16 protein-coding genes are annotated in these 16225 nt (G+C 70.5%); 9 read left to right on the forward strand and 7 right to left on the reverse strand.

All coding sequences use genetic code 11. The features are described 5' to 3' along the window. Positions 1 to 13: 13 nt before the first annotated feature. Complete coding sequence (locus tag ACLII4_RS12240; RefSeq protein WP_412067686.1) at positions 14 to 1357, reverse strand: FAD-dependent oxidoreductase; 1344 nt, start codon at positions 1355 to 1357, stop codon at positions 14 to 16. Positions 1358 to 1379: 22 nt separating this feature from the next. Continuing rightward, positions 1380 to 2381 carry a cation diffusion facilitator family transporter gene (locus tag ACLII4_RS12245; protein ID WP_412067687.1) on the reverse strand — a complete coding sequence of 334 codons (1002 nt, stop codon included), beginning with the start codon at positions 2379 to 2381 and terminating at the stop codon, positions 1380 to 1382. A gap of 56 nt (positions 2382 to 2437) precedes the next feature. Between ACLII4_RS12245 and ACLII4_RS12250 the strand changes: the two genes are divergently transcribed. Next, positions 2438 to 3607 carry an alpha/beta fold hydrolase gene (locus ACLII4_RS12250; RefSeq protein WP_412067688.1) on the forward strand — a complete coding sequence of 390 codons (1170 nt, stop codon included), beginning with the start codon at positions 2438 to 2440 and terminating at the stop codon, positions 3605 to 3607. Positions 3608 to 3619: 12 nt separating this feature from the next. Here ACLII4_RS12250 and ACLII4_RS12255 read toward each other — a convergent pair whose 3' ends face one another. After that, complete coding sequence (locus tag ACLII4_RS12255) at positions 3620 to 4009, reverse strand: SET domain-containing protein (RefSeq protein ID WP_412067689.1); 390 nt, start codon at positions 4007 to 4009, stop codon at positions 3620 to 3622. Positions 4010 to 4070: 61 nt separating this feature from the next. Continuing rightward, on the reverse strand, positions 4071 to 5066 hold the full coding sequence (locus ACLII4_RS12260; protein ID WP_412067690.1) for a deoxyhypusine synthase family protein: 996 nt from the start codon (positions 5064 to 5066) through the stop codon (positions 4071 to 4073). A gap of 162 nt (positions 5067 to 5228) precedes the next feature. On the opposite strand from ACLII4_RS12260, the gene speA reads away from it, so the two are divergent. The 4 genes from speA to ACLII4_RS12280 all read left to right on the forward strand — a co-directional run bounded on the left by speA (position 5229) and on the right by ACLII4_RS12280 (position 9780). After that, on the forward strand, positions 5229 to 7205 hold the full coding sequence (gene speA / locus ACLII4_RS12265) for a biosynthetic arginine decarboxylase (RefSeq protein WP_412067691.1): 1977 nt from the start codon (positions 5229 to 5231) through the stop codon (positions 7203 to 7205). A 3-nt stretch (positions 7206 to 7208) separates the two neighbouring features. Beyond that, complete coding sequence (locus ACLII4_RS12270; RefSeq protein ID WP_412067692.1) at positions 7209 to 8114, forward strand: carbon-nitrogen hydrolase; 906 nt, start codon at positions 7209 to 7211, stop codon at positions 8112 to 8114. Then, on the forward strand, positions 8111 to 9199 hold the full coding sequence (locus ACLII4_RS12275) for an agmatine/peptidylarginine deiminase (protein ID WP_412067693.1): 1089 nt from the start codon (positions 8111 to 8113) through the stop codon (positions 9197 to 9199). The genes ACLII4_RS12270 and ACLII4_RS12275 overlap by 4 nt, the downstream gene beginning before the upstream one ends. 71 nt (positions 9200 to 9270) lie before the next feature. Beyond that, the gene (locus ACLII4_RS12280; RefSeq protein WP_412067694.1) at positions 9271 to 9780 is read left to right on the forward strand and encodes a hypothetical protein; all 510 of its coding nucleotides are present in this window, start codon (positions 9271 to 9273) and stop codon (positions 9778 to 9780) included. Here ACLII4_RS12280 and ACLII4_RS12285 read toward each other — a convergent pair. Next, positions 9777 to 10472, reverse strand: coding sequence for a hypothetical protein (locus tag ACLII4_RS12285; protein ID WP_412067695.1), 696 nt, complete (start codon positions 10470 to 10472; stop codon positions 9777 to 9779). The two genes, ACLII4_RS12280 and ACLII4_RS12285, sit on opposite strands and share 4 nt — an antisense overlap. 221 nt (positions 10473 to 10693) lie before the next feature. On the opposite strand from ACLII4_RS12285, the gene uvrC reads away from it, so the two are divergent. The 4 genes from uvrC to ACLII4_RS12305 all read left to right on the forward strand — a co-directional run bounded on the left by uvrC (position 10694) and on the right by ACLII4_RS12305 (position 14553). Beyond that, positions 10694 to 12565 carry an excinuclease ABC subunit UvrC gene (gene uvrC / locus ACLII4_RS12290; RefSeq protein WP_412067696.1) on the forward strand — a complete coding sequence of 624 codons (1872 nt, stop codon included), beginning with the start codon at positions 10694 to 10696 and terminating at the stop codon, positions 12563 to 12565. A 106-nt stretch (positions 12566 to 12671) separates the two neighbouring features. Beyond that, positions 12672 to 12869 (forward strand): hypothetical protein, encoded by a 198-nt coding sequence (locus ACLII4_RS12295; RefSeq protein WP_412067697.1) that lies wholly within the window; start codon positions 12672 to 12674, stop codon positions 12867 to 12869. 133 nt (positions 12870 to 13002) lie between these two features. After that, positions 13003 to 14010: a nucleoside recognition domain-containing protein gene (locus ACLII4_RS12300; protein ID WP_412067698.1), complete on the forward strand. Its 1008-nt coding sequence runs from the start codon at positions 13003 to 13005 to the stop codon at positions 14008 to 14010. Continuing rightward, a complete protein-coding gene (locus ACLII4_RS12305; protein ID WP_412067699.1) occupies positions 14011 to 14553 on the forward strand; it encodes a spore maturation protein in 543 nt (180 codons plus the stop codon). Between the two features lie 30 nt (positions 14554 to 14583). Here the strand turns inward: ACLII4_RS12305 and ACLII4_RS12310 are convergent, their stop codons facing one another. Together ACLII4_RS12310 and ACLII4_RS12315 are read right to left on the reverse strand one after the other, a co-directional pair. Beyond that, a complete protein-coding gene (locus tag ACLII4_RS12310) occupies positions 14584 to 15669 on the reverse strand; it encodes a M14 family zinc carboxypeptidase (RefSeq protein WP_412067700.1) in 1086 nt (361 codons plus the stop codon). A gap of 27 nt (positions 15670 to 15696) precedes the next feature. After that, on the reverse strand, positions 15697 to 16188 hold the full coding sequence (locus ACLII4_RS12315) for a flavodoxin domain-containing protein (RefSeq protein WP_412067701.1): 492 nt from the start codon (positions 16186 to 16188) through the stop codon (positions 15697 to 15699). Positions 16189 to 16225: the final 37 nt, after the last annotated feature.

Here is a 16225-nt window from a genome sequence, read left to right on the forward strand (position 1 = left end):
CCCTACTCCCCGCTTACACCAGATCCATTGCGCGGCTGGCGGCGACCTTCAGGGGGTCGACGGCGGGCGCCAGCGGGGGGTTGTAGATGAGGTCGAGGTCCTCGGCCAGTTGGCGGGCCGTGCCGCCGGACTGGATGAGCGGGACCAGGACGTTGGCCCGGAGCGCCGCGCCCTCGGCGCCGACGAGTTGGCCGCCCAGGATGCGGCCGGTCCGGCGCTCAACGACGAGCCGTACGTCGATGGGCGAGGCGCCGGGGAAGACGCGCGTGCGCGAGCTGTGGCGGATGTCGGCGGCAACGGCGTCGAGGCCGGCCTCGACGGCTCGCGCCAGCGACAAGCCCACGGACCCGACCTCGATGCCGAAGGCGCGGACCGCGACGGCGCCAGCGATGGGCTGGAACATGTCGGACCCAGGCTTGACGGCGTTGCGAGCGGCTACACGAGCCGTGCGACGGGCCGTCGTAGCGAGTGGCCACAGGATGCGCTTGCCGTCCGGCGCACGCGGGACCTCGACCGCGTCGCCACACGCGTAGACGCGACGCGCCGAGGTCCGCATCTGGTCGTCGACGGCGATCCCGCCCATCGGCCCCAGTCTGATGCCGGCCGCTTGCACCAGCTCCGTCCGGGGCTCGACGCCGATGCTGACGATGACCATCTGGCAGCCGATGAGCTCGCCCCGGTCGGTGCGGACGGCTCGGACGCGGCCGGCGTCGTCCGCCAGCAGGTCGGTGGCCCGCTCGGCGCGAACGGCCACGCCCGCCGCGTGGACCGCTTGCGTCATGAGGTCGCTCGCCTCACACGCCACGGTCGCGTTGAGCACGCGGCCCGAGGGGTCGAGGATGGAAGCCCGCACGCCCCGCTCGCGCATGGCCTCGGCCATCTCCACCCCGATGTAGCCACCGCCGACGACCACGACGTGGCGCACGGGCTCAGTCGCCAGCCACCGCTCGATGTGCTCGGTGTCGACGAGGTCGCGGACAGTAAAGACGCCGGCTGGCGGGTCGCCGGGCAGGGTGCGGGCGCGGGCGCCGGTGGCCAAAATGGCGCGGTCGAAGCGGACCTCGCGCGTGCTCCCGAAGTCGAGGGACTCGACGGTGAGCGAGCCCTTGGGGTCCAGCGCGGTGACGCGGTGGCGGATGTGGACCGTGATGCCCTTCTTCGCCGCCAGCGACTCGGGCGTGTACACCTCGAGGTCGTCGTCGACCACGCCGCCGATGCGGTACGGCATCTCGCAGGTGCCGACGGAGACGTGGGGGCCCTGCTCGAACAGGATTACCTCGGCGTCTGGGGCGCGGCGCTTGGCCTCGGCGGCGGCGGCGGGCCCGGCGGCCAGCCCGCCGATCACGGCGATCGTCATAAATGGTGGGGGTGCGAGGAGCCTAAGATGCCGACGGTCGGCCCTGTACGGCGGCGACTCTGGCCAGCGAGTCGGTAAGGGCATCGTGGGGCGCCGCCTCGGGATGGTCGTGCGAGCGCGGTTCGAGGTGGCTTGTCACAAGCACGCGGCTTTCCGGGAAGGCCGCCTGCTGGCGCGTTTCCACCTTCGTCGCCCGGTCGTGGGCCTCGACGAGGCGGAGGTCGTCGGGGAGCAACAGGTGCTGTTCGATCCACAAATGGTCGTTGACGCGGCGGTGGCGAACGTGGTGGGACCCGTCGATGAGCCCGTCCGCGCGGGCGCCGTCGAGCACGGACAGGATCGTGTCGGTGACCGCCGGGTCGGCCGTCTCCATCAGCCCCCCGTAGGCCTCGCGCATGAGCGCCCCGCTCGTCCACAGGATGTTGAGGCCCATGACGATGGCGACGACCGGGTCGAGCCAGAGCCAGCCGGTGACGTAGACCATCCCGACGCCGACCAACACGCCCAGGCTCGTCCACATGTCGGTGAGCACGTGGTGGCCATTCGAGACGAGCACGAGCGCGTTGGTGCGCCGGCCGACGCGAACGAGGGCAAGCCCCAGGACGAGGTTGATGACCGCCAGCACGGCGGTGATGAGCAGGCCGAGGCCGAGTTGCTGGAGCTGCGGCCCCTCGATCAGATCGATCACGGCCGTCCAGACGATGCCGATCGCCGCCAGCAGGATCAGCGCGCCCTCGATGCCCGAGGAGAAGTACGCGATTTTGCCGTGTCCGTACGGGTGCTGCGGGTCCGGAGGCTGGGCCGCGTACCACAGGCTAAACCCGACCATCGCCGTCGCCGCCAGGTGGACAACGGATTCGAGCGCGTCCGACAGGATCGCCGTCGAGCCCGTGAGCCGGTACGCCGCCAGCTTTCCGACCAGCATCACGACGGCGACCGCCAGGCTGGCGCCCATGGCGAGCCGCTGCTGGCGGGCCGCATCGGGGCCGTGGGAGTCGTCCGGAGCGGGAGCGTGCAACAGCATGGGCGGTCTGACCGAGCGCGCCGGTGCGAGTTTCCAGACGTCTCCCCCATCGACCCATGACGCTCGAACACGTCGGCATCGCCATCGCCAGCCCCTCCGATGCGGCGGCTCTGCAATCCCTGCTCGGGATCGCCCCGTACAAGTCCGAGGCGGTCGCGTCGGAGGGCGTGCGGACCGCCTTCTTCGGCGACGGCGGCGTCGCGGGCGCGGCGCCGAAGATGGAGCTGGTCGAGGCCACGTCGCCAGACTCGACGATCGCGACGTATGTCGAGAAGCGGGGCCCCGGCCTTCACCACCTCGCCTTCGAGGTCGACGCCCTCGACCGGCACGTCGAGCGCGCCCGCGCACTTGGGATCCGCGTGCTCGGCGAGCCCCGGCCGGGCGCCGACAGCAAGCGGATTGTGTTCCTGCACCCCAAAGACACGGGCGGCGTGCTGGTCGAACTGCTGGAGTCGGTCCGGCCTGAGCGTCGGTGGCAGGACGTCGCGTCGCCAGCAGGTCGAATCGCCGTGCAGGTCACCGGGCTCGCGGACGCCCCTCCCCTCGTGGTCTTCCACGCGGCGCTGGGCTCGACCGAGCTAGAGACCGACCGGCTGATCGCGGTGTGGGAACGGACGCACCGGGTCTACGGCGTGGATCTCCCGGGCCACGGGCGGAGCGGGGATCTTGACACCGCCTCGCCGGATTGGGATGACTATGTGTCGGCTGCAATAGCGGTCGTCGATCACTTCGGGCTGTCGGCCGCGCACGTGTTCGGCTTCTCGATGGGCGCGGGCGTCGCGCTCGCCCTGGCGCTCGCCCGGCCCGCGGCGGTCGGCCGGCTGGTGGTCCACGGGGCGAACGTGCAGTGGAGCGCCGCCGAGGTGGAAGCGATGACCTCGCCGATGGCGCCCGACAGGATCGAGCGCGACACGCCGTTCTGGGCGCGGCGACTCGCAGAGGTTCACGGCGCTCGGTGGCCCGGGCTGGTCGCCCAGATCGTGGCGTTCACCTCGGCCCTCCCCGACCGGTGGATGACAGACGCGGACCTCGCCGGTGTCGCCTGCCCGACCCTCGTCTCGGCCGGCGACGCGGATCGGTTTTTCGACGTGCGCCACGCCGTCGGCCTGTGGCGCGCGATCCCGGACGCCCGCCTCCGTGTCATTCCCGGCCTCGACCACCCGATCCAGGGCGTCGACGTGCCCACGTTCGCGGCGGACGTCGAGCGGTTTCTGCTCGGAGGCTAGCGGGCGGTCGCGTCAGGAGCCGGCCGGGTCGAAGGCCTCACCGAGCGCCATGCTCTCGCCGTCGAAGGTCCGGTAGTCGCACGTCAGCTCCTCGCCCGCGGCGATGTCGCGGTTGGCAACCGTGGTGTGCTCGGGCTCATCGCAGTTCGGGTTGTCCGAGTGGTTCATGAACTTGGCCGTGTCGCCGCAGAGCACGTACGTGCCGTCGTCGTCGAGGTAGCACCACTGGCGCAAGCGCGACTGGTACGGCTCGGGGAACGCCGCCAGTTCCTCAGGCGCCAGCCGCCAGTCGACCCCGTCGGTGAACTCCCAGATCCGCGTCCCCGCGGCGATGGGGGCGGCGGCGAACACGCCGATCCCGGCAATGGGGCTAGGGCCGAGACGGGTGGGAATCAGAAACATCGGAGGGGGGAGGCGAGGCGCGCGAACGTACGCCGCGCAGCGTCGCCGTCAACCCCTCCGGTCATGCAGATTCGTCCGCCCCGGCCCGCTCGAGGACGTACTGGAAGATGAGGGGCGCCACGATGGTCGCGTCGCTCTCGACCAGGAAGCTGGGCGTGTCGGTCGCCAGCTTGCCCCAGGTGATCTTCTCGTTCGGGACGGCGCCCGAGTACGACCCGTAGCTCGTGGTCGAGTCCGAGATCTGGCAGAAGTAGGCCCACAGAGGGGTCCGTCGGTCGAGGTCCTGCTCCAGCATGGGGACCACGCAGATCGGGAAGTCGCCCGCGATGCCGCCGCCGATCTGGAAGAACCCGATGCCCGGCCCTTCGGAGTTGGCGGTATACCAGTCGGCGAGCCACGTCATGAACTCGATCCCGTGCTTGACGGTGTGGGGGCTGGCGAGGTCGCCGTTGAGGACGTGCGAGGCGAAGATGTTGCCGGTCGTCGAGTCCTCCCAGCCGGGCGTGACGATGGGGAGGTCGCGCTCGGCGGCGGCGACGAGCCACGAGTCCTTCGGGTCGATCTGGTAGTGCTCCTCGAGCCGGCCCGACCGCAGGATCCGGTAGAGCACCTCGTGTGGGAAAAGCCGCCGGCCCTCGGCCTCCATCGCCCGCCACTCGTCGACGAGCGCCGCCTCGAGGCGGCGGAAGGCCTCCTCTTCGGGGATGCAGGTGTCCGTGACGCGGTTCATGCCGCGCTCCAGGAGCGCCTGCTCGTCGGCCGGCGTGAGGTCGCGCCAGTTGGGGATCCGCTCGTAGTGGTCGTGGGCGACCAGGTTGAACAGGTCCTCTTCGAGGTTCGCGCCGGTGCATGAGATGATGTCGACGTGCCCTGCGCGGATCATCTCAGCCAGGGAGAGGCCGAGTTCGGCCGTGCTCATGGCGCCAGCCATCGCCACGAGCATCTTCCCGCCGGCGTCGACATGGGCGCAGTAGCCCTCGGCGGCGTCGACGAGCGCGGCGGCGTTGAAGTGGCGGAAGTGGTGCCGGAGAAAGTCGGAGACGGGACGGGGGCTCATGGGGCGCGGGGTCGGGGCGCCGATCACGGCGCGGACGGGCCAGACGTTCCGGGCGGGCGCCGGAGATCGCCAGATTCAGGAAGGCTTGGCAAGAGTTCTGCGACCGAGTCCGGACCTTCGGTCGCGTTCGCCAGTGCGTACCGTCCTGCCCCCCGATCTCCATTGTCTGACGACCTCCCCATCCCCCCCGCTCCCACGGAGCCCGCCACGGAGCCCGAGGCATGGTCCATCGACGCCGCCGAGGACCTGTACCACATGGCCGCTTGGGGCGAGGGCTACTTCGGCGTCAACGCCAAGGGCCACGTCGTGGCCCGGCCCGACCCCCGGAGCGACGGGGAGATCGACCTCGCGGAGGTGATCGAGGAGGTCGTCGCGGGCGGGCTCCGGCTCCCCGCCGTCATCCGGTTCCAGGACCTGCTCGACACGCGCGTCCGGCTGCTCAACGAATCGTTCAGCGCCGCCATCTCCGAGTCGGGCTATGAGGGCTCGTACACCGGCGTGTACCCGGTAAAAGTGAACCAACTCCGCGAGGTGGTCGACGAGATCGTCGAGGCGGGGCGGCCGTACGGCTTCGGGATCGAGTGCGGCTCGAAGGCTGAGCTCGTGGCAACGCTCCCGCGGCTGGAGTCCGACGAGACGCTGTGCCTCGTCAACGGCTACAAGGACGAGGCGATGCTGCGGCTGATCCTGACGTTCCAGCGGCTCGGGCGGACCGTGCTCCCAGTCGTCGAGAAGATGACGGAGTTCGACCAGATCCTGGCGCTCAGCGAGTCGGCCGGGCAACCGGCGCAGTTGGGGATCCGCGTCAAGCTGGCGTCGGTGGCGCCCGGGCCGTGGACGAAGTCCGGCGGGAGCCTCTCGAAGTTCGGCGTCACGCTGCCCGAACTCGTCGAGGCGGCCGACCGGCTGCTGGCAGCGGGCCAGGCCGACGTGCTCCGGCTGCTCCACTTCCACCTCGGCAGCCAGATCGGCGACGTCGCCGCGCTGAAGGCGGCCGTCAAGGAGATCACCCGGATCTACGCCCACCTCGTCAAGCGCGGGCTCCCGCTGGAGTACCTCGACGTGGGCGGCGGGCTCGGCATCAACTACGACGCGCTCCCGCTGGGCGGCGGCCGCGGCGGCGTCGACTACTCGATGCAGGAGTACGCCAACGCCATCGTCTACGCCGTCCAGGAGATCTGCGACGCCGAGGGCGTGCCGCACCCGACGATCGTGAGCGAGAACGGCCGCGCCGTCACCGCCCACCACTCGGTGCTCGTCGTCGACGCGTTGGGGACGACGAGCAAGCCCTCCGTGCCCGACGGATTCGCGCTCGACGCCGAGGCCCACCCCATCGCCCGGGAGCTCGACGCGCTCCGCCGCGCGGCCCTCGAGGCGCCCGGCCTCGGGGAGTTGCTCGAGATCTACCACGACGCCGTCGAGGCCCGCCAGAAGGCCGAGGCGCTGTTCCAGTACGGCTACCTCGGGCTCGACCCGTTGGCGCTCGCCGAGCGGCTCTACTGGGCGACCTGCCGGGCGGTCCACGACCGCATGTCCGACGCTGGCCCCGGGTGGGTCCCGCCCGAGCTCGACGCGCTCGGCGACGCGCTGGCCGACCAGATGCTGTGCGACTTCTCCGTCTTCCAGTCGCTGATGGACCACTGGGCGCTGGGCCAGCGCTTCCCCATCGTCCCCATCGCGCGGCTCGATGAGGCGCCCACGCGACGGACCCGGCTCGTCGACATCACCTGCGACTCGGACGGCGAGGTGTCCCGGTTCGTCTCGCCGCACGGCAAGAAGAAGGCGCTGGAGGTCCACGCGCCCGACGGGCACCCCTACCGCCTCGGCCTCTTCCTGGTCGGCGCCTACCAAGACATCCTGGGCGACGCGCACAACCTGTTCGGCGGAGTCGCCGAGGCCCACGTGTACCTCGACGCCACGGAGCCCTCGGGCTACTTCGTCGAGGAGACGATCCCCGCGACGACGGTCGAGGAGATGCTCGCCCGCGTCCAGTACTTCCCCTCCGACCTCCAGACGCGTGTCCAGTCCCTGCTCCGCGAGAAGGCGCAGGCCGGGGTGATCCGCCCCAAGGAGGCGCAGGCGATCCTGACCGCCTACCGGGCGTTTTTTGCTCGGACCACCTACCTCGACCCCGCCTAGCCCATGCCCACGCCCGTCCGCCTCGGCCTCGTCCAGATGGCGATGTCGACCGACCCGGCTGTCAACCTCGCCCGTGCCGAGGCGCTCATCCGCGAGGCCGCCGCCGAGGGCGCCGGGGTGGTCTGCCTCCCCGAGCTGTTCCTCTCCCCGTACTTCTGCAAGACCGAGAGCACGGAGCCGTTCGCCTGGGCCGAGCCCGTGCCCGGGCCGACCACCGACGCGCTGGCCCCCCTGGCGGCCGACCTCGACGTGGCGATCGTCGCGAGCCTGTTCGAGAAGCGCGCCCGCGGCCTCTACCACAACACGGCGGCGGTCCTCGACGGTGCGCGCGGGTACCTCGGTAAGTACCGGAAGATGCACATCCCCGACGACCCGCTCTACTACGAGAAGTACTACTTCGCGCCGGGCGACCTCGGCTTCAAGAGCTGGGACACCTCCCAGGGCGACCTCGGCGTGCTCGTCTGCTGGGACCAGTGGTACCCCGAGGCGGCCCGCGCCACGGTGCTCGACGGCGCCGACGTGCTGTTCTACCCCACGGCCATCGGCTGGCACCCCGACGAGAAGGCCTCCCACGGGACGGCCCAGCGCGAGGCGTGGATCACGATGCAGCGCTCGCACGCCGTCGCCAACGGCGTCTACGTGGTGGCAGTCAACCGGACGGGCTTCGAGCCGGTCACGCTCGACGACCCCGACGCCGAGCGCGAGGGGCGCGGCATCGAGTTCTGGGGCTCCTCGTTCGTCGCCGGGCCGGACGGCCAGATCCTCGGCCAGCTCGGCGAGCAGGAAGAGGGCGTCCTCGTCGTCGAGGCCGACCTCGACGCCATCGACGAGCAACGCCACGGGTGGCCGTTCCTGCGCGACCGCCGCGTCGACGCTTACGGCTCGCTCGGCGAACGGTACGGGCGGTGAGGCTGGAACCGACCCCGGGTTCGCCGGCCGCGCGTGGCTACCGCCGCCGCGCCGAGTGGGCGCCCCACGCCTGCACGTGGCTTGTCTGGCCGCACTGCCCCGACACGTGGCCCGGGCTCGACCTCGACGCGACCATTGCCCCGGCTTACGTCGCCATGATCGACGCGCTCCGCACCGGCGAGGCCGTGCGCGTCGTTGTGCAGAGCGCGGACCACGCCGAGGCCGTGCGCCAGCGGCTGACGGAGGCCGGAATCGCGAGCGCCGTGGCCTCGGAGCTGGCGGAGGGGCCGGGCGAAGGCGGGGTCCACCTCCACGTCTGGCCCACCGACGACGAGTGGATCCGCGACTTCGGCGCGCTCGTCGTCGTCGATGGCGAGGGCAACCGGCTGGCGACGGACTGGGTGTTCAACGCCTGGGGCGGCAAGTACGACCGGACGGAGCAGAACAACACCGTCCCCGAAGCCATGGCCGCCGTCCACGGGCTGCCCCGGGTCCCGTTCGAGATCGTGTTCGAGGGCGGCTCGGTCGACGTCAACGGCGCCGGGCTGGCGATGACGACGGAGAGCTGCCTGCTGAACCCGAACCGGAACCCCGGCCTCTCCAAGGCCGACGTTGAGCAACGGTTGTTGGACGGGCTCGGCGTCACCGAGACGATCTGGCTCGGCGACGGCATCGCGGGCGACGACACGGACGGCCATGTCGACGACTTCGCCCGGTTCGTCGGCGAGCGGACAGTCGTTGTGGCGACCGAGCCGGACCCGACCGACGCCAACCACACTCCGCTGGCGCACGCCGCCGACCGACTCCGCGCGTGGCGCGGCCGCGACGGACGAGGGCTCGACGTCCACACGCTGCCGATGCCGCCGGCGCTCTGCCACGAGGGCGAGCGCCTGCCCGCCAGCTACGCCAACTTTCTGATCGGCAACGCGGCCGTGCTGATGCCAGCGTTCGGCGTCCCGCAGGACGACCACGCGGCGGACACGCTGGAACGGGTCACCGGACGGCCCGTCGCCCGGATTCCCGCCCGGCACCTCGTCTGGGGGCTCGGCGCCTGCCACTGCCTGAGCCAGGACGTCCCGGCCTAGCCCTCGTCTGCCCGAGCCCCTCGGAACCCCAGCGCCCGACACGCCCGGCCAACTCGCGCGACCTTGGGGCCATGACCCGCTTCCTCGCCCTCTCGCTCCTCGCCCTTGCGGCATGCGCCTCGCCCGAGGCGCCCCTCCCCTACAGCCAGCTCCACGGCGCCGCCCTCGACACCCGCCTGGACGGCGTACTCGACGACGGCCGGATCGCGCCCGACTGGGGCCTGACCGACTCGACGGCGACGCTGCCCGACACGCTCGACCTGGCCCGGATGTCGGCGCTCGACTGGACGCTGGCAGTCTCGACCTCCGACGCCGACACGCTTCAGGCCAACGTCGCGGGCTGGCTCACCGGCGCGCTGCTCTGCCCGCCCTGCCCGCCAGGCGCCGTGTGCGAGCCGTGCGGCGACGACATGCTGATCGTGTCCGCGGCCACGCCAACCGGCAGTGTCGACGTGTACGTCATGCTGCCCCAGCCTTGGTCTCCGGAGGACCTCCGTGTTGGCCGGTCCATCGTGGTCTCCGTCGCTCGCGAGGGTCGCCCCCCGCGCGCGCGGACACGACTCATCGGAGCGGGCTACTAAAAGCTGATCCGGACCCCGCCTGTAATCGGCGCGGTGGGCACGTCCCAGTTGGTGAGCTGGCCGGCGAGGTCGTTGCCCCGGCTCAGGATGGGCGCGATGATCGGCATCGACACGTCCGCCCCAAACACACGGAACCGGAGGTCGACCCCCGCCAGCACACCGCCCTTTGTGCATCGCGCTTGCGACCCTGCAGCGACCTCGTAGCCCGGCGTGGCACACGACGTGCCGTAGAGCCCCAGCGTCGGCGCCAGCGACAGGCTACCGACGATCGGGATGGGACGGCTCACCGTCGCCTGGGCCGTCCCCCGAAGCACTTGTAGGCCGAAGGTGTCCGCGGTCCCACGGGGGCCGATGTCCGAGAAGGTGGCCGTCGCCAGCAGGCGCGCGTCCAGCTCGAAGCCACCGACAACGCGGCGGCTGGTCCCGAGCGTAGGGCCGACAGTCAGAAAGGCCCCATCTCCATCTCTCGTGGTAAGGTCGCCCGTCAACAGGCGAAGCCCAACGTCAGACGAGGAGCCCAACCGCCAGCCGATGTCGCCGCCAGCCGTGAACGCGGTGCCCTGCGAGCTCTGATGAGTGATGCTGCCGAGGGGGCTGACGTAGAACGTGGACGAGTCCGAGAGGACCGGCTGGGCGAGGGCGGGAGCGGCACCCAAGACGAGTGCGACGACGAGGGCCAGGGAAAAGCGCATTGTAGCGTGAGGTGCGAGGGTTCTCACGGAACGAGAAGGGTGTCCCTCTCGTGCGTCACGACGTGACTTTTGGGGACACGGTCCGGCTGCGCGTCATGCCACGATCTGACACCCCACACTCGCGCACATGCACCCACCCCGCACCCGCCGCTGACGTGGGGTCGTCAGCGGCGGGAGCGACGTTGCCCGGTCGGCGTACGACGCCCGCCAGCCCCCCACCCATGACCGACGCGCTCGCCGACAAGCTCAAGCACCTGCCGACCTCGCCCGGGGTGTACCAACACAAGGACGCCGATGGGAAGGTCCTCTACGTGGGCAAGGCCAAGAACCTGCGCGCACGGGTGCGGAGCTACTTCCAGGAGGGACGGCCCAAGGAGGCCAAGACCCAGGCGCTCGTTCGCAAGATCGTGGACGTCGAGGTCATCGTCACCGACACCGAGTCGGAGTCGCTGCTGCTAGAGGACAACCTCATCAAGCAGCTCAAGCCGCGGTACAACGTCCTGCTGAAGGACGACAAGACGTACCCGTACATCTGCATCAAGAACGAGCGCTTCCCGCGCGTCTTCCCGACCCGCAAGGTCCGCCGCGACGGCTCGCTGTATTTCGGGCCGTACACGGACGGGAAGGCGATGAAGCTGATGCTGAAGACGATCAAGAGCCTGTTCAAGCTCCGGTCGTGCTCGCTCCATCTGAACCAGGCGGCCATCGAGGCCGGCAAGTTTCAGCCCTGCCTCGACTACCACATCCAGAAGTGCGCCGCGCCGTGCGTGGGGTATGAGACGCAGGCGCACTACGACGCGTCGATCGATCAAATCAAGACACTGCTCAATGGCAAGACGGGTGAGCTGCTGGAGTTGCTCCGCCACGAGATGGGACGGCTCGCGGCCGAGAAGAAGTTCGAGGAAGCGGCCGAGTACCGCGACCGCGTCCGCGCCATCGAGACGTACGCTCAGAAGCAGAAGGTGGTGACCGACCCGGACGTGGACCGCGACCTGTTCGCCGTCACCGTCGATCGAGAGGCCGACGCGGGCGTGGGCGTGCTGTTCAAGGTGCGCGAGGGCAAGATCATCGGTCGCCAGCACAAGGTGCTCCGCGGCATCGAGGGCGTCGAGGATGCCGAGCTGCTGCAGCGACTGGTCGAGGCCTACTATGCCGAGGCGCTGTTCACGCCCAACGAGGTGTTTCTTGCGGGACCGCTCGAGGACCCCGGCGCGCTCGAAGAGCTGCTGCGCGAGAAGAAGGGCCGCCGCGTCGAGGTCCGCACGCCTCAGCGCGGCGAGAAGGTCGACCTGATGAACATGGTTGAGGCAAATGCTCGGCTGCTGTTGGGTGAGTGGAAGCTGGAGCAGGACAAGCGCGAGGAAGACCGCATCCCACGCTCCGTCCTGAGCCTGGAGCGTGATCTCCGCCTTAAGAAGCCGCCGCGCCGCATCGAGTGCTTCGACATCTCGCACCTCGGGGGCACGGGGACCGTCGCCAGCTGCGTCGTCTTTCAAGACGGCAAGCCCCGCAAGTCCGACTACCGGACGTACAAGATCCGGACGGTCGAGGACGGCAAGCCCGACGACTTCCAGTCGATGCGCGAGGTCGTCGAACGCCGGTATGCACGCCTGTTGGCGGAGAACGGGCCGTGGCCGGACCTCGTGATTATCGACGGGGGCAAAGGGCAGCTCTCGTCGGCCGTCGAGTCGCTGCGCCGCGTCGACGTGTACGGCAAGTTTCCGGTGGTCGGGCTGGCGAAGCGGCTGGAAGAGGTGTTCGTGCCGGGCAGCTCCGAGTCGACGATCATCCCGCGCACGTCGTCGTCGCTGCGGCTGATCCAGCGGGTCCGCGACGAGGCCCACCGGTTTGCCGTGACGGCACAGCGCAAGCAGCGGACCATCAAAGATCTGCGGAGCGAGCTCCTCGACATCCCCGGCGTCGGGGCCAAGACGGCAAAGAAGCTGCTCACCGACATCGGGAGCGTGAAGGCCGTCAAGTCGGCGACCGAGGCGGAGCTGACGGCGCTCGTGGGGCCGTCGGTGGCCGGAAAGATCCGGGCCCACTACGACGCGCCAGGGGCGACGGACGCGGCCGAACGGGACGGCGTTTAGCCAGGCGACTGGGAACCCAGCCGTCCCGACGGCTCGCCCCAGCACTGTCTCAAAGGACACCCGGCACGGTCTTGTCTGGCATCGGTTGCGAACGCCCACCCCTCGTATGCGCCGCCGCCTCGCCCTCGCCGCCCTCGTCCTCGACGGGATCTGTGCCCTCGCCGCCCCGGTGGTGCTGGCCCAGTCCGAGAGCGACGGCCGCTACGTGGCGGTCGCCGGCGCGTGCGTCGAGCGGATCGAGACCCTGGAGTCCGGTCCCGACACCCTGGGCGGACGCCTCGTCGACGACGCGCTCTGCCGCTAGCGGCCGGGCCGGCGTCCCGCGGACGCCTCGCTGCGTGGACGCCGATGAGGGGCTGCCCCCGAATGGTCCCCGCGCCGCGCAGACGCTTGCGCCGCCCGCCGGGCGCGGCGACCTTCCCGGACCCGCCACGCCGATGCTCAACTACATCTGGGCCGGGCTCATCATCGTGAGCCTGGTCTTCGCCCTCGCCGCCGACACCTCCGACATTGTCGGGGACACGTACCGCAACGGCGAGCCGCTCCCGGTCGAGCTCCGCTTCGACCGGCCGTTCGACGCCGAGGCCGCCCGCCAGCCCGTGACGGTCGTTCTCGACTCGACCGCCTTCCGCGCCTTCTATGGCGCCGAGGGGACGCCCGAGGCTGGGTACCCCGCCACCTTCCGCACGACGGCCGACGGGACCCCGGAGATCCGCCTTGACGACGCCGACGCGCCGCTCCCGGCCCCGCTCGACGTGATCCGCGACGCAACGAACCCCCGCGACCAGATCCTCCAGGGGACGCTGGCGAACGTCCGGATCCAGCAGTCAGGGACCGGGGCGACCGCGACGGCCGGCCTCGTGTTCGCGCCCGTCCGCTTCGTCAAGCTCAACGCCATCACGACGGCGGCCGTCGACTTTGCCGAGATCGCCATCACCATTGCCATCGGGCTGATCGGCGTGCTCGTGCTGTTCCTCGGGCTGAGCCGGATCGCCGAGGACGCGGGCATCATCTATGGACTCGTCAAGCTGGTGCGGCCCGTGCTCGGACCGCTCTTCCCGGACATCCCCAAGGACCACCCGGCGATGGGGATGATCGCGCTCAACCTGGCCGCGAACGTGTTCGGGCTGGGCAATGCCGCGACGCCGTTCGGCATCAAGGCGATGGAGGAGCTACAGACCCTTAACCCCGACCCCGAGACCGCGACGGACTCGATGGCGATGCTGCTGGCGATGAACACGGCCAGCGTCCAACTCATCCCGCCGATCACGCTGATCGCGATCCTAGGCGTCGAGACGAACAACGTCTACTTCCCCATCCTGTTCACCACGATCGGGTCGCTGATCGTGGCGATCACATCCGCGAAGCTCCTCTCGAAGCTCCCCCGCTTCCGGGCCTCGAACCCGCTCACGAACCCGGCGCCGGCGGCCGAGCCCGAGGCCTAGATGGACGTCTTCCGCGAGATCATCAGCGTCGTCTCCGTCTTCGTCCTGCCGGCGATGATCGTGGGAATCCCCTTGTACGGGCTGTTCAAGCGCGTCCCCGTGTACGAGTCGTTCGTCGAAGGTGGCAAAGAAGGGTTCGGTCTGGCGGTCCGGATCATGCCGTACCTCGTCGCCATCCTGTTCGCCATCGGCATGTTCCGGGCGTCGGGCGCGATGGAGTGGCTGGCGGGCGCGCTGTCGCCGGTGCTGGCGCTGATCGGGATGCCGGCCGAGGTGCTCCCGATGGCGATCGTCCGCCCGCTCACCGGCTCCGGCTCGGTCGCCATCGTGGCGGACCTCGCCGCCCAGCACGGCGAGCAGTCGCTCATCACCCGGATGGCGGCGACCATGTTCGGGTCGACCGAGACGACGTTCTACGTGATCGCGGTCTACTTCGGGGCGGTCGGCGTCAGCAAGACGCGGCACGCGCTCCCCGCCGGCCTCATCGCCGACGCCGCGGCCATGCTGTTTGCGGTCTGGATGTGCCTGTGGTTCTTCGGATGACCGACCGGTCGCCGAGAGGCGGCTGACGACTCACGCCGTCGCCAGCGCCGCGTCGAGGGCCTGGAGGTGGAGCCGGACCTGCGTCGCGGTGTCGGGGCACGTGATCCCGTAGCGCTCGACGACATCGCCGAGGTCGTCGCCCCCGGCGGCCCGCTCGATCAGGGCGGGCATCTCTTCGCGGAACGCGAGCAGCGCCTCGGGGACGCCTGCCTGGCCCGGCCGGTGGGCGAGCCGGAACAGCGGAAGCTCCGTCACCACGCACAGCGGGGACTCGCTGGCGGGAGCCGTCGTCAGCGCCTGCTCCATCGATGAGCGACGGAAGCGGTCGGCGGTCTCGGGGTCGCCCGCGTCGAGGAAGTGCTGACGCATGGCCGCGCCCTCCGGCGTGCTCCAGAAGCCGGGGCCACCGTACCGGAAGCCCTTGTCGCCTCCACGGTCGTGGTCGTAGAGCGGCAGCCCGGCGTGGCGGGCAGCGTCGACGAACGCTGCGCGCAACAGAACGTCGCGGTCCGTCCCCAGCCAGCGGCGCTCGATAAGCAGCAACGCGCCCTCCGAGACGGCCATGCCGTGCAGGCTGGCGTGCAGGGCGACCGGCGGGCCGCCGAACAGGAAGTCGCTAGCCGCGTGGTTTTCCGTGCGGAGATCCGGATACCCGAACTCGAGGTCGCGCCCCGGGGCCTCGCGGCGGCGTCCGCGCAGAAAGTGGCCCAGAGCCGCGGCCGGGTCGCTGGCGTCGAACCACTCGATCCACGGGCGATTCTGGGCCTCGCCGTCGGGGTTGAGGTGGGGTACGATGCGTAGGGTCCACTGCTCGAACAGGGTCTGGAGCCCACCGTCGGCGGCACCCCAGTCTCGGGCCGCCAGCCCTTCCAAGATGAGCGTGCGCAGCGTCTCCGGCCCGACGGGCTCGTCGGCGTGCGCGCCGGCGACGAGGGTCGCGAGCCGAGGGCCGTAGCCCAGCGTGACCCCGGCGATCGGTCGGCCGGCCTCGCTCTCCCCGATGGTCTCGAAGGCCGCGACATCCGGGTTCTGCTCGCATGCGGACCGCAGGTCGCCGAACACCTCCTCAGAGGTCCGAAAGCGGAGGTCGGACAGGTCGAGGCTGGCGAGGGTCACAAGGGGTTGGGATGTGGGCGCGAGCCGCTAGGCGTCCTGTGCGACCTCGCCCCAGGCCGCCGCACACCGCTGCGCCCAGCCGACCGCGCCTGCGATGTCCTCCGCGCTCGGCCCGCCGTCGATGTCGTGCAGGGGCACGATCTCGCGTGCCCCGGACGTCGCCAGCAAGTCGATCAGCTTAAAGGCCGCGGTCTGGTAGAAGGGGTCGTAATCCCGGTCGCCCAGGCCGCAGACGGAGAAGCCGGCGCCCGTTAGATCCGGGCGAACCGCCTCCAGCGCCTCTGCAAAGTCGACGGCGTTGTCAGGGAAGGTGCCCTCGCTCCACGTACAGACCACGGCCAGAATCTGGCGGTACTCCTCGAGCGCCTCGGGGTACGCCTCGGCCATGTCGAGCAGGTGCACGGCGAACCCGAGGTCGCCGAGCGCATCGGCGACGGCGTCGGCCACGCGTTCAGAGTTGCCGGTCTGCGTGCCGACGAGCACGAGCACGTCCGGGTCAGCAGCTTCGAGGTTGAGCACGAGGGGTACGAGAGCGGGGCTCAGGATCTGCGAGAGG

It is taken from the genome of Rubrivirga aquatilis, from assembly GCF_046845665.1.
Lineage (GTDB): Bacteria > Bacteroidota > Rhodothermia > Rhodothermales > Rubricoccaceae > Rubrivirga.